The 12451-nt window shown below is 55.2% G+C and carries 13 protein-coding genes; 4 read left to right on the forward strand and 9 right to left on the reverse strand.

Annotation, left to right across the window (positions count from 1 at the left end; translation table 11 throughout):
* Window positions 1-173: 173 nt before the first annotated feature.
* Complete coding sequence (locus J7I43_RS03320) at window positions 174-2588, forward strand: ABC transporter permease (RefSeq protein WP_209143200.1); 2415 nt, start codon at window positions 174-176, stop codon at window positions 2586-2588.
* 50 nt (window positions 2589-2638) lie between these two features.
* Here the strand turns inward: J7I43_RS03320 and egtD are convergent, their stop codons facing one another.
* From egtD to J7I43_RS03345, 5 genes are read right to left on the reverse strand one after another with little or no spacing between them, the layout of a single operon-like run.
* On the reverse strand, window positions 2639-3625 hold the full coding sequence (gene egtD, locus J7I43_RS03325) for an L-histidine N(alpha)-methyltransferase (protein ID WP_209143202.1): 987 nt from the start codon (window positions 3623-3625) through the stop codon (window positions 2639-2641).
* A 19-nt stretch (window positions 3626-3644) separates the two neighbouring features.
* Entirely contained in the window at window positions 3645-4823 is a 1179-nt protein-coding gene (gene egtB, locus J7I43_RS03330; RefSeq protein ID WP_209143204.1) for an ergothioneine biosynthesis protein EgtB, read from the reverse strand.
* A gap of 1 nt (window position 4824) precedes the next feature.
* The gene (locus J7I43_RS03335) at window positions 4825-6372 is read right to left on the reverse strand and encodes an ABC transporter permease/substrate-binding protein (RefSeq protein WP_209143206.1); all 1548 of its coding nucleotides are present in this window, start codon (window positions 6370-6372) and stop codon (window positions 4825-4827) included.
* Window positions 6369-7100 (reverse strand): ABC transporter ATP-binding protein, encoded by a 732-nt coding sequence (locus tag J7I43_RS03340; protein WP_209143208.1) that lies wholly within the window; start codon window positions 7098-7100, stop codon window positions 6369-6371. The genes J7I43_RS03335 and J7I43_RS03340 overlap by 4 nt, the downstream gene beginning before the upstream one ends.
* Window positions 7093-8466, reverse strand: a complete 1374-nt coding sequence (locus J7I43_RS03345) for a mercuric reductase (protein ID WP_209143210.1) — start codon at window positions 8464-8466, stop codon at window positions 7093-7095. Before J7I43_RS03345 ends, J7I43_RS03340 begins: the two co-directional genes overlap by 8 nt.
* Before the next feature lie 101 nt (window positions 8467-8567).
* Between J7I43_RS03345 and J7I43_RS03350 the strand changes: the two genes are divergently transcribed.
* Window positions 8568-9302: a sulfite exporter TauE/SafE family protein gene (locus J7I43_RS03350; RefSeq protein WP_209143212.1), complete on the forward strand. Its 735-nt coding sequence runs from the start codon at window positions 8568-8570 to the stop codon at window positions 9300-9302.
* A gap of 49 nt (window positions 9303-9351) precedes the next feature.
* On the opposite strand, the gene moaA is transcribed toward J7I43_RS03350, so the two are convergent.
* Entirely contained in the window at window positions 9352-10320 is a 969-nt protein-coding gene (moaA, locus tag J7I43_RS03355) for a GTP 3',8-cyclase MoaA (protein ID WP_209143214.1), read from the reverse strand.
* Window position 10321: 1 nt separating this feature from the next.
* Window positions 10322-10696: a DUF7009 family protein gene (locus J7I43_RS03360; RefSeq protein ID WP_209143216.1), complete on the reverse strand. Its 375-nt coding sequence runs from the start codon at window positions 10694-10696 to the stop codon at window positions 10322-10324.
* 48 nt (window positions 10697-10744) lie between these two features.
* On the opposite strand from J7I43_RS03360, the gene moaD reads away from it, so the two are divergent.
* Together moaD and J7I43_RS03370 are read left to right on the forward strand one after the other, a co-directional pair.
* The gene (gene moaD / locus J7I43_RS03365) at window positions 10745-10978 is read left to right on the forward strand and encodes a molybdopterin converting factor subunit 1 (protein ID WP_209143218.1); all 234 of its coding nucleotides are present in this window, start codon (window positions 10745-10747) and stop codon (window positions 10976-10978) included.
* 10 nt (window positions 10979-10988) lie between these two features.
* Window positions 10989-11405 carry a molybdenum cofactor biosynthesis protein MoaE gene (locus tag J7I43_RS03370; protein ID WP_209143220.1) on the forward strand — a complete coding sequence of 139 codons (417 nt, stop codon included), beginning with the start codon at window positions 10989-10991 and terminating at the stop codon, window positions 11403-11405.
* A 2-nt stretch (window positions 11406-11407) separates the two neighbouring features.
* On the opposite strand, the gene mobA is transcribed toward J7I43_RS03370, so the two are convergent.
* Window positions 11408-11977, reverse strand: coding sequence for a molybdenum cofactor guanylyltransferase (gene mobA / locus J7I43_RS03375; RefSeq protein WP_209143222.1), 570 nt, complete (start codon window positions 11975-11977; stop codon window positions 11408-11410).
* On the reverse strand, window positions 11967-12446 hold the full coding sequence (gene moaC / locus J7I43_RS03380; protein ID WP_209143224.1) for a cyclic pyranopterin monophosphate synthase MoaC: 480 nt from the start codon (window positions 12444-12446) through the stop codon (window positions 11967-11969). The genes mobA and moaC overlap by 11 nt, the downstream gene beginning before the upstream one ends.
* Window positions 12447-12451 lie beyond the last annotated feature (5 nt).

Consider the following 12451-nt stretch of genomic DNA (forward strand, 5'->3'; position numbering starts at 1 on the left):
TTGATGGTTTAGACAAAAAAACTAACAAGGATCGTGCGGGAAAAATTGTTGCCGGGTGTCCGTTATCGGACAGTTGTTGTAACATTTCCGGACATTCCCGGCCCTTGAAAAGTTTGTATGATGTTGAAAATCAATATATGTTCCCTTGGTATTTAATTTGTCCGCTACCGGTCATGCTCACCAATTACCTGAAAATCGCCTGGAGGAACCTGTTGAAAAACAAAACCTTCTCCCTGATCAATATCACCGGCCTGGCCATCGGGATGGCGGCTTGTATCGTGATCATGCTGTTCGTTTCTTATGAAAAGAACTTCGACGGCATGCACAAAAAGAGCCTTTACCGGCTTTGCGAAGTGCAGAAACCGGAGGGAATGGCGGCGCCGCAGAACGTTGCACTCAGCATGTACCCGATGGCTACCGCGCTGAAAATGGAATACCCCGAGGTGAAGAACTTCGTGCGGGTCAGCGGCGGGGAAGACCTTGGGCTGGGGTATAAAGACAAAAAACATTATCTCAAAAAATTTAACCTGGCAGATTCCACATTCTTCCAGATATTCGATTTTCCGCTGTTGGAAGGCGACCGCCGTTCGGCGCTGATGAAGCCCGGGAGCATGGTGCTTACGAAAGACGCGGCAAAAAAATTGTTCGGAGAAGAAGACCCGATGGGCAAAACAGTGATGCGTTATTCCCGCGATACGCTCGCCCTTACCGTAACCGGTATAATGGAAGTGCCCGCAAATTCGCACCTGCAGTTTGAAGCGCTGATCGCGATGAATACGCTCTACAGGCCGGAATGGGAGCAGAATTGGGGAGGCAACTGGCTGGTGACCTATCTCGAGCTGGAGAAAAACGCCGACATAACGGCGCTGAACAATAAATTCCCGGCTTTTCTCAAAAAATACCTCGCGCGAAACGATGCCTGGAAAGGATATGAGCTTTTCCTGCAACCGCTTTCAGACGTACACGCCGCGTCTAACCATATCACGCACGATTACAACAACTTCCAGAAATTCGACCGACGTTATACTTACATCTTTTCATTCATCGGCATCCTGATACTCGTGATCGCCTGCATCAACTTCGTGAACCTTTCCACCGCGCGCTCCGCGGAAAGGGCCAGGGAAGTAGGCATCCGCAAGTCGGTAGGCGCGCACCGCAGGCAGCTGGCCTGGCAGTTCGTCGGCGAATCGGTAATGCTGTCGCTGATCGCGCTGGTGTTCGCCGTGATGATCGTGAAACTCAGCCTCCCATGGATCGTGAATTTCAGCGAAAGACCGCTTGAGTTTCCCATCTTTTCCAATTTTACACTGCTACTTGTTACAATAGGCGGGACCATGCTGGTTGGGGTCCTGGCGGGGCTTTATCCCGCCGGGTACCTTTCCTCTTTCCAACCGGTGAAAGTATTAAAAGGCTCCGTGCTCGCCGGGAAAAATAAAGGCGCTATGAGGAATATATTGGTAGTGACGCAATTCACCGGCGCTGTGTTCCTCATCATCGCCACGCTGTTCGCTTTGCGGCAGCTGAAATTCATGCAGACCAAAGACCGCGGTTTTAACGGCGACCAGGTATTGCTCGTTCCGCTGGACAATGCGGCGAATTATAAATACCTCGCCATGAAACAGGACCTGCAGAACAGTTCGCTGATCGGCAAGGTCAGCGGCTCACAGCAGCGCATGGGCAACAACTTTCACCAGACCATGATGACGTATCACGGCGACGGGCCGGTCCGTTCGCTGATTACTTCGCAGGTGGTGGTAGACAAAGATTTCGTGACGCTGTACAAAATACCGCTGGCGGCGGGAAGTAATTTCTCCCAGGACGTTTCGCGCAACGGCAAAGAATATATCATCAACGAAGCGCTGGCGCATGAGCTGCTGAAAAACGATGAAAAGGGCAGATCGCTGGAATCGCTCGTAGGCAGAAGGTTCGGCTTTAATTTTAACGGGCTCGATACGGCTGGCAAGATCGTGGGCGTGGCGAAAGACTTCAACTTCAATTCCCTGCATCACAAAATAGAAACGCTGGCGCTGACGAACCAGGTGGAATGGGGTTTCAGCGAAATGTCCATCCGCATCAGCGGCGGCAAAACAAAAGAAGCGATCGCATTGGTGGAATCCGTCTGGAAAAAGCACGGCAACACGCATCCTTTCAGCTACAGTTTCCTCGACGAACATTTTGCGCAGATCTATCATTCAGACCAGCAGGTAAGCGGCGTGATAACGATGCTGGCAGTGCTGGCGATCATCGTGTCGTGCCTGGGTTTGTTCGGCCTTGCGTCTTTCGCGGCGGAAAGAAGGGTGAAAGAGATCGGCATCCGCAAAGTGCTGGGCGCAACGGTGGAAAACATCGTGGCGATGCTCAGTAAAGATTTTGTGAAGCTGGTGCTGATCGCGAACCTGATTGCGTGGCCCATTACATATTTCGCAGTGCGGGCCTGGCTGCAGGATTTTGCGTACCGCATCAGCCTGAGTTGGTGGGTGTTCGCCATTGCGGGGATCGGGGCTATCCTGATCGCGCTGTTTACCGTGAGTTTCCAGGCGTTGCGCGCCGCGCGAAGCAACCCGGTTCGGAGCCTGAAAATTGATTGATATTTTTCGCTACCGCAATAACTTCAGCAATGCCGTTGACGGGCAGTCCGTCAGCGGCATTGCCACAATACGTCGGTGAACCAGCGTTTGCTGTCGTAGAAAAATTCCACCGGCCTGAACCCGCTTCGGCTGGCCAGTTCGTTGATCTCCTCCATATCGTATTTCTGCGATATTTCCATGTACACGGGCTCGTTGGCGCCAAAGCGCACCGTTTGCCCGGCAATCTCCACAGCCTGTTCGCGTTTGCTGATAAGAAAACTTTTGCAGGCGCCCGAAACCGGGTCGTAAGTGGGGTAATGCTCGAATTGAGAAATATCGAAATTGCCGTCGAGCTCGCGGTTGATCCTTTCCAGCAGGTTGAGGTTAAACGCGCGGGTGATGCCGCCTTTGTCGTTGTACGCGTCGAGGATGGTCTGCGGGTTTTTCCGCAGGTCGAAGCCGATCAGCACCAGGTCTCCCGGGCGCAATTGCTGGCGCAGCCGCGTGCAGAACTGCACGGCTTCGGCCGGCGTAAAATTCCCGATGCTGGAGCCCATGAACATTACCAGTTTTTGTTGCGCGGTGATCTGCCCCGCTGCCTGCAGCATTTCCATGTATTCGCCGTTAAGCCCCTGCACCTGCAGCCCCGGCAGTTTTGCGGGCAGCGACTGCTGCAACTGCGTGATGATGTTGGGCGAAATATCGATGGGGAAATAAGTGTCCGTAACACCCATGCGCAGCATTTCCTTCAGCAGGAAAAACGATTTGGATGCGTCTCCCGCGCCCAGCTCCACCAGGTCGAACCCGGGCGCATGCCGGCGCACGGCCTGCACGATCTTTTCGGATTGCCCCCGCAGGATGTCCATCTCGCAGCGGGTGAGATAATATTCCGGGCAATGCATGATCTGCTGGAACAAGGCATCGCCTTTGGCGTCGTAAAAATATTTTGAATACAGGCGTTTGGGCTGCAGCTGCAGCCCCGCCAATACGTCTTTTTCAAATGTCAGCTGCTGTTTTTCAACGATGGTGTTATGTTGGAATGCCTGTGCTGCTCTCATCTCGGTAGTTTTACAGTAGTTATTGGATGTTTTTCGCCAGCCGTATGCCAGACAGCTGCCAGCGCATGGGCGCATGGAAAAAATTCCTGTAAGTGGCCCTGCTGTGGCCTTTCGGCGTGTAGTCGGATGCGCCGCGCAGCACTTTCTGGTTCACCATGAACTTGCCGTTGTATTCGCCCACTGGCCCCGCTGCGCGTTCGAATCCGGGATAGGGGAGATATGCGCTTTCCGTCCATTCCCAGCTGCGGCCCCAGTTGAACTGGCCCGCGGCGGCTTCCCATTCAAATTCGGTGGGCAGGCGCAGGCCTTTCCAGGCGGCGAATGCGGCGGCTTCGTAGAAGCTGACGTGCTGAACGGGGTTTTCCGGCTGCACGGCCTGCAGGCCGTACAGCGTGTAATGTTGCCACCGGCCGTCTATCTTGTGCCAGTAAAGCGGCGCCCGCACATCGTTGTTCTTCACCCAATCCCAGCCTTCGGCATGCCAGTACGAAAATTCCTGATAACCGCCGGCTTTGATGAACTCAAGGTATTCGCCGTTGGTGACCGGTTCTTTTGCAATGGCGTAAGGCTGCAAATAATTTTTATGACGGCCCAGCTCGTTGTCGTAGCAAAACCCGGGGCCTGAAAAACCGGCTTCATAGACGCCCCCGGGCATTTCCACAAAACCCTGCTGCCGCGCTTCGGGGCGCCCACTGCCGTCTTCCCCCGCATACGCGGGGAAAAGCGGGTTGTGACCGAGAATGTATTTAATGTCGTACCAAAGCAGTTCCTGGTGTTGCTGCTCGTGATGACAGCCCAGTTCAAGCAATGTTTTCGCTTCGGCGGGCAGCGGGTTTTCGAGCAGCTGTTCCATGGCCGCGTCCACAAAAGCGCGGTAACGGTAGATCTCATCCACGGTAGGGCGGCTCAGGTTACCGCGCTGCGTGCGGATCACGCGGGCGCCGAGGCTTTCGTAATAGCTGTTGAAAACGAAGTTGAAATTCGGGTCGTATTCGGTATAACCGGGCATAAATTGTTTGAGCACCAATGTTTCAAAAAACCAGGTGGAATGGCCGAGGTGCCATTTGGGAGGGCTTACAAACTCCACAGGTTGTACCACATAATCCTCTTTCTGTAGCGGGCGGCAAATGTCTTCCGTCCATTGGCGAACGCTCCTGTACTGTTGTAACAGCGGTGCCGCCGTGGTAATGGTAATCATGTTAATCTTTTTGCGTATTCAACAATTGCGTAAGGTCGGTGATGGTGCGAAGCTGCAGTTCGTCCGCTTTTTCCCTCCTCATCATTAATGCGTATGCGTTGTTAAAGCCGATGGGTTTCAGCCAGCTGAGCCTGTAACGCTCGCTGAACTGTTCCTGCACAAAGGCGTAAACACTGTCTTTGTTCCTGAGCCGCTCCGTGAGCGGCGCTTGTAATATTACCAGCAGGCCTGTTCCTGTATATTCGGGATAAAGGTCGATCTGGTTGTTCGTTAATGCATCAAAACAAATTTTCGTGCCACCTAACCCGGTTTTGGATTCCACCCGCAGGTCGGTATGGCCTTGTATGAGCATTTTGTACATTTCCCCGAGAATGTATTGTTCGGTGAAGATCTTCGTGCCGATGCGGACCACGCCTTTGTTGCCGGCCCGGGGCGGAAGCAACAGCCGCTGCTCCTGCAAAAAGGATTCGGCTACCTGTTCCGGGCTTTCCTTGAGATAATCCACCCTGTAGTTCAGGTAGGTCATCACCGAATCGTTGATGCGCCCGGCGAGAAGATCGAGCGCGTTTTCCAGTTCGGGATATTGTTCCAGCACGGGCTGCCGTACCACCGGCGCAGCGTAATACGGCGGGAAAATAAATTTATCGTCGCCGAGGATCACGAGGTTGTACGCCCTAATGCGCCCGTCCGTACTGTAGCCGCTCACCACATCGAGCTTATTTTCATGCAGCGCCTGGTACATCACCGCGTCGTTGATCACCACGGTTGGGATGCGCAGGTGGTACACGCTTTTAAGGCCAAGATAACCGTCTTGCCGGCCCATGAACTCCGGCGTGAAACCCGCGAGCAGCTTACCTTTGGTGGCGGCAGGCAGCATGGCGAAACACAATATGGCGATGCCCGCGCCGCCCAGCAGCAGCTTGTATTTCCGCCAGTCGGTCTTTTGTATGCGCGACAGCAGGAAGTCGAACAGCAAAGCGAGCAGTGCGGCCGGAATGGCGCCTGCAAGGATCATATTGGTATTGTTCAGCGCGATGCCGCCGAAAATAAATTCCCCCAGCCCGCCGGCGGCGATGTAAGCGGCGAGGGTGGCCACACCTACGTTGATCACGGCAGCGGTGCGGATGCCCGCGATCAGCACGGGCATGGCAAGCGGAAGCTCCACTTTGAAAAGCACCTGCCGGGGCGTCATGCCCATGCCTTTGGCGGCTTCTTTTACATATGCGTCCACCCCGTTGATGCCGGTGTAAGTGTTGCGGATGATGGGCAGCAATGCGTACAGGAATAATGCGAAGATGGCGGGTTTCGGCCCGATGCCGAGCAGGGGGATGAGAAAACCCAGCAGCGCAATGCTCGGAATGGTCTGCATTACGCCGGCAAAACCCAGCACCGTGCCGGCTATTTTCGCCCTTTTGGCGATCAGGATGCCCAGCGGCACGCCCACGGCAATGGCAATGCCCACGCTGATGAGCGTCAGGCTGATGTGGGTGAGCGTTTGCTGGAGCAGTTTGTCTGACTGCGAAACCAGGAATTCAAAAAATCCGTTCATTGCGGTTCATATTGTCCTTTCAGGAAGTTGCTTACAAATTCATTCACCGGGTTGCTGCGCAGTTCTTCGGGCGTGCCCAGTTGCACGATCTTTCCTTTGTCCATCAGGCAGATGCGGTCGCCCAGCGTAAATGCGTCGTGAATGTCGTGCGTGACCATAATGATGGTCTTTTCCCGGAACTCGTCCAGCTCCGCGAAATCTTTGCGGATGCGGTGGCGGGTAACGGGGTCCAGCGCGCCGAATGGCTCGTCCATCAGCAGCACGGGCGGATTGGCCGCGAGGGCGCGGGCGAGGCCCACGCGTTGCTGCTGGCCGCCGCTCAGTTCGTGCGGGAACATATGCGCGTGCGTTTCACGGCTCAGGCCCAGCTTGGCAAGCAAGGCGCCCGTTCTTTCGTGGATGCGCTGTTTGTCCCAATGCTCGAGCTTCGGCACCACGGCGATATTTTCTTCGACGGTGTAATGCGGGAACAGGCCGGTTTGCTGCAGCACGTAGCCCATTTGCCGCCGCAGCGTTTCCGGCTGCAGGTCGCGGGTATTCGTGCCGCGGAAAAACACCTCGCCGCCATCGGGCTCCAGCAGGCGGTTGATCATGCGCAGTGTGGTGGTTTTGCCGCAGCCGCTGGTGCCCAGCAGGATCAGGTTTTCGCCTTCCCCGACGGTGAAGGAAACGTCTTGCACGGCGGGCGTGCCGTTAAAATTTTTCCGGAGATGCCGTACTTCAATCATTATCGAGCGTAAAGAAAAGATTGTTTAATGATTCTGAAAATGTGGGATGCGCGAATACGTTATCCCGCAGTTGTTCGTATGTGATCCCGCCCATCATGGCCATTTGCAGCACGCTCATCACCTCGCCGCCGCTCACGGACAAAATGGCCGCGCCCAGGATTTGCTTGGTTTCCGCGTCTATCACGGCTTTCATCAAGCCGCGCGTATCGCCCGTCTCGACGCCCCGGGCTACTTTGTTTAGCGGCAGCCGCGCCACTTTGATGCGGTAGCCTTTTTTCAGCGCTTCTTTTTCGCTGAGGCCCACGCGGCCCAGCTCAGGGTCGGTGAACATACAATAGGGCGTTATGCGGTCTTTAATGCTCAAATGTTGTCTGTCTATAATGTTCCGGGCCACAATAAGATGATCGTTATAGGAAATATGCGTGAACGCCGGGCCGCCGTTTACGTCTCCCAGCGCATAAATGCCACGGGCGGAGGTTTCCAGCCTGTCGTTCACTTCAATGTGCCCGTGAGGGCCGGTTTTGACGCCAGCCACGGAAAGGTTCAACTCTTCCGTGTTGGGCGTTCTGCCGGCGGCTACCAGCAAATGACTGCCCGTAATACGTTTTTCCTCCCCGTTCTGCGTGAGCGTCAGCTCCGTTTCACCGTCTAATTTACGGGATACTTTGGTAACCGCCACGTTTGTCAGAAACGTAACGTTTTCTTCTTCCAATATCTGCCTGATCGCGGCAGCCACGTCATCGTCCTCTTTCTCCAGCGGCGCGGCGTTGCGCTCCAGTACCGTTACGCGGCTGCCGAAGCGGGCGAACATCTGGCCCAGCTCCATGGCAATATAGCCGCTGCCGAGTATCACAAGATGCGCGGGAATGGTATCGATGTCGAGAATAGTGGTGGAAGTGAGATACGGTACGTCCGCAAGACCGGGAATGGGCGGTATCGAAGGCCTTGCGCCGGTGTTGATGAAGATGAGCCCGGCTGAAAGCTCTTCCCCGTTCACGCGCAGCGTGTTGGCGCCGGTGAAGGAGGCAGTCGCGTGAAATACATCGAGGTCTTTTGTTTCGTCGAGACTTTTTTCGATGCCGGAACGGGAACGCTCCACCACCTGGTTCTTTTTGTCCGTCACCGTGCTGATGCGCAGCTGCGAAGGATCGGACGGAATGCCGAATTGCTGCGCCCTGCGGGAAAGATAACTGAGGCGCGCAACGGCTATCATGGTTTTGGTAGGGGTGCAGCCGTCGTTTACACAGGTGCCGCCCATCAGCCTTTTTTCGATGATCGCGGTGCGGCGGCCGGAAGCGGCGAGTTTTTTAGCGAGCGGAACGCCGGCCTGCCCGGCGCCGATAACAATTGCATCGTAAATTTTCATGTTTTGGTTTTACAGGCCTGTAAATTCTCTATAACAGCTACACACTGCGCAATGTTCATACCACCATTTGATCTGCGGGAAGAAAGCCGTATTTTGTCGGGATGATTGTAGAGCTCTGCGTAATATTTTTTCTCATCGCGTTGATTTATTCTTCCGCCGGTTTTGGCGGCGGATCGAGTTACCTGGCGTTGCTGGCCCTGTATGGCGTTGGTTTTCAGCTGGTGAAGTCTACCGCGCTGATCTGCAACGTGGCTGTGGTAGCGGGCGGCGTGTGGCAATTTCATGCCAGCGGGCAATTGCCGTGGAAAAAAGCGTTGCAGCTTACGGGTTTAAGTATTCCCATGGCGTTTATTGGCAGTTATATGCCGTTGCGGCAGGAAATTTTTTTCCTGTTGCTGGGCATTGCGTTGGTATCCGCGGCTTTGCTGATGGCGCTGAAGTTGTTGAAAGAAAGACAATATACCCCGGAAACCCGGAAAGGATGGCGGTTTGCGGCGGTGGGCGGCGGTATCGGTTTTTTGTCGGGCATCACGGGCATCGGCGGAGGCATTTACCTGGCGCCGGTTTTACGGTTGGGGAAATACGATACGCCTAAACATATCGCAGGACTGTGCAGTTTTTTTATCCTCGTGAATTCACTGGCCGGGCTGCTGGGCCAATGGGCGAAAAGTGCGGTGGTGTTCCGCGCGGAGATAACGTTGCCGCTGCTGGCGGCGGTGATCGCGGGCGGGCAGATCGGTTCACGGCTGAGCGCCGCGGTGCTGAAGCCGCGCTGGGTGGAAGTGGCTACCGCCGTGCTGATCCTGTATGCGGGGATCAGGCTTTTGCTGAAATAGATAATTTAGTTGTTTTCAATACGAATGTTTGGCCGCGGCATGACTTAAATCATCCCCCGATGGCAGACATGCTTTCCAGCATCTTCCGCGCATTGGCGCGCTCCGCGCTGAACCCGTCCGCATGTTTGCCCGCAATGGCCGACCTGATAGCGCTGATCAGCGATCCGTCGGAAAAACCGTCCCTCATCAAGTCCCGCACATTCATCGCATCGTGCCCATACAGACAGGTTTTGACGCCGCCCGTGGGCGTGACGCGCAGGCGGTTGCAGGTTCCGCAGAACGTTCTGCTGAAAGCAGGTATCACGCCGATATTGCCGGCATGGCCGGGAATACGGTAGGAGAGAGCAGTGCTCCCCGGCGCATCCTGCCGTTTTTGTAGTTCGAATTTTTCACCGATGTGTGAAAGTATGCGGCGGTAATGCCATTCAATGCCCGAAAAACCGTTTCCCTGCCCGTTAAACGGCATTTCTTCTATAAACCTTACCGATAAAAGGTTTTGGCGGGTCAGTTCCGTGAAGGCATGCAGCTCGTCCGTATTCACTCCGTTCATCACCACCATGTTGATCTTTACTTCCATCTCATGCTCAAGCAACGTTTGCAGTGTGTTCATGACGGCAGCGAACCCGTCGCGGCGGGTGATGCGCTGAAAACGCTCCGCGTGCAGCGTATCCAGGCTCAGGTTCACTTTTTTAACGCCCATTTTTCGCAACGCGGGCACAAACGGGGCCGTGAGCACGCCGTTGGTGGTAACCGCCACTTCACAATGCGCGGCGATGATCTCCAATAACGAAAGCAAATCTTTCCGTAAAAAAGGCTCCCCGCCCGTAATGCGCACGCGTTCGATGCCTTCCGCCGCCAGCAGCCGCACCAGCCGCGATATTTCTTCGAAAGTAAGCAGCGACGCGCGGCCGAGGAATTGCATCTTCTCCGGCATACAATACGTGCAGCGCAGGTTGCAGCGGTCGGTTACGGCCAGGCGCAGGTAACTGATCCGGCGGTCATGTTGGTCTGTAAGCATATCAGCAGTTTTGGCCGGCGTTTGGGTTCTCGAAAGCATGACTGTCGTCCTCGTCCCGCACTGTCACGCATTTGAAATCCTTTTCCACCAGTATTTTTAACATCGATCCGTCCGCATTCGGTATGCTGAACTGAATGCCGGTTTCTTCCGTGCCCAGCAAGCCATCGAGCATGTTTACCGGGATGCCCAGGTGCAGGCCCGCGTTTTCCAGCTGAATGGCGGGCGCGGCCAGATCCCCGCGCGAACGGATGCAGAAATGAAGCGCCTTCGCGCCGATCTGCGTGTGTTCTTCCACCTTTCCCGTTTCCTGTACCGCCGCTACGTCCGCCTGGTCGAGCCGGTAACGGATGCTGTTTCCCCTGATCCTGATTTTCATGCCGAGATATTTTATGTATGAATGGTTTTATTGTAGCTTTATGCCGTTATGAAGATTATGTTTTTCGGTATCACGAAAGAGCTGGCGGGCGGCCCTTCGCTCGATGTGCCGCTGCAACCCGCAACGGTAGGCGAGCTTCGCGGCTGGCTGATGGAGCGGTACCCGGCCATGAAAAACCTGCGCGCCGTGATGATCGCGGTGAACAAAACATACGCCGGAGATGCGCAGCCCCTTGCCGAAGGCGACGAAGTGGCCGTTATTCCTCCTTTGAGCGGCGGATAAAAATTGGCGTATGAGATCATTGATCAAAATTGTTTCGCATATACAAACCGACGAAGCCATCCGTTTCGTTGAATCCCCCGAAAGCGGCGGCATCGTCACTTTTATCGGCACCGTGCGCAACCAGACGCAGGGCAAACCCGTGCTGAAACTTTTCTTCGAAAGCTACGAGCCCATGGCCCTGCTCGAAATGGAAAAGATCGCGCGGCAGGCCGCCGTACAGTGGAACGTGCAGCACATCGCTATCATTCACGCCACCGGCGAAAAACTGCCCGGCGAAGAAGTAGTGGTGATCGCCGTGGCCGCCCCGCACCGCGGCGCCGCTTTCGCCGCCTGCCAGTACGCGATAGACACGCTCAAGGAAACCGTTCCCATCTGGAAACGGGAATTTTTTGAAGACGGTGCCGTATGGGTAGCCGCACATCCCTGACATCATTTTAATTTTTCCATCGCATTGTCCATTTCATCGGGCGTATTCGCATTGTACTGCTCGCGCCGGAAAGGATTGTCCAGCAGCGCAACTTCCAGCGAGGCCAGCGTTTTACGCGGACAGGTCTTTCCGTTTCCCACATCCTCCGCCAGCTGCTGCAGCCCCGCCGGTTCCCATATCGCGATGAGCGGTTCCGGCTGGTCGTTGAAAGGGCTGATGAACGAAGTGGCGCTCATTTTCGGGTCGCGTTTTTCCACCAGCAGCGCAATGCTTTGCGTGCTGATCAACGGCAGGTCGCAGGCCAGCACCAGCCACGATGCGGCTGGGTCCTGCGCGTGCGCGCTGAGCAGGCCTGATGAAGGGCCCGCGCCGTCCACGCTGTCGCGGATAATGAATTTGCAGCCCTGGAATTTTTGCCCTTCCCGCGCGGAAAGCCATACTTCCGGCACAAAACCTTTCAGCAGGTTGTAGAGGTATTGCCACTGCGGAAGACCATGATACTGTATCTTGCTTTTATCCTGCTGCATGCGCGTGCTTTTTCCGCCGCACAACACCAATCCTTTAAGCGCCATGTTTCCCTCCTGTTTTTGAAATGAGCTTTGTGCCGGTGATCTCCATTTCCATGGAAAGCGCTTTGCACATGTCGTACACGGTGAGCGCCGCAACGCTTGCCCCGGTAAGGGCTTCCATTTCCACGCCGGTTTTGCCATACGTTTTTACGGTGCACCTGATCACGGCTTCTTCCGTTTCCAGTGTAATGTCTACGCTGCAATGATGCAGCAACAGGGTATGGCAGAGCGGTATCAGCTCCGGCGTTTTTTTCGCGGCCATAATGCCGGCGACGGTCGCGGTCTGGAACACGGCGCCTTTTTTTGTGACCAGCTCCTGCCCGCTGATACACGCGCGCACAGCAGACGGCAGGTAGATGCGGCTTTCCGCTACGGCTGTTCTTTCTGTGTCCGCCTTGTAACCCACGTCTACCATCTGCGGGCGGTCTTGTTCGTCAAGATGCGTGAAAGCGGTATTTGACGCATTGCTCATAATTG

Source organism: Chitinophaga chungangae (assembly GCF_017742215.1).
GTDB classification, from domain to species: domain Bacteria; phylum Bacteroidota; class Bacteroidia; order Chitinophagales; family Chitinophagaceae; genus Chitinophaga; species Chitinophaga chungangae.

Coding starts and splice junctions, on each gene's coding strand:
- moaC (WP_209143224.1), bottom strand. CDS start 12,446: ATGAGCAATGCGTCAAATACCGCTTTCACGCATCTTGACGAACAAGAC.
- moaD (WP_209143218.1), top strand. CDS start 10,745: ATGAAGATTATGTTTTTCGGTATCACGAAAGAGCTGGCGGGCGGCCCT.
- J7I43_RS03340 (WP_209143208.1), bottom strand. CDS start 7,100: ATGATTGAAGTACGGCATCTCCGGAAAAATTTTAACGGCACGCCCGCC.
- J7I43_RS03320 (WP_209143200.1), top strand. CDS start 174: ATGCTCACCAATTACCTGAAAATCGCCTGGAGGAACCTGTTGAAAAAC.
- J7I43_RS03350 (WP_209143212.1), top strand. CDS start 8,568: ATGATTGTAGAGCTCTGCGTAATATTTTTTCTCATCGCGTTGATTTAT.
- J7I43_RS03335 (WP_209143206.1), bottom strand. CDS start 6,372: ATGAACGGATTTTTTGAATTCCTGGTTTCGCAGTCAGACAAACTGCTC.
- moaA (WP_209143214.1), bottom strand. CDS start 10,320: ATGCTTACAGACCAACATGACCGCCGGATCAGTTACCTGCGCCTGGCC.
- egtB (WP_209143204.1), bottom strand. CDS start 4,823: ATGATTACCATTACCACGGCGGCACCGCTGTTACAACAGTACAGGAGC.
- J7I43_RS03370 (WP_209143220.1), top strand. CDS start 10,989: ATGAGATCATTGATCAAAATTGTTTCGCATATACAAACCGACGAAGCC.
- egtD (WP_209143202.1), bottom strand. CDS start 3,625: ATGAGAGCAGCACAGGCATTCCAACATAACACCATCGTTGAAAAACAG.
- mobA (WP_209143222.1), bottom strand. CDS start 11,977: ATGGCGCTTAAAGGATTGGTGTTGTGCGGCGGAAAAAGCACGCGCATG.
- J7I43_RS03345 (WP_209143210.1), bottom strand. CDS start 8,466: ATGAAAATTTACGATGCAATTGTTATCGGCGCCGGGCAGGCCGGCGTT.
- J7I43_RS03360 (WP_209143216.1), bottom strand. CDS start 10,696: ATGAAAATCAGGATCAGGGGAAACAGCATCCGTTACCGGCTCGACCAG.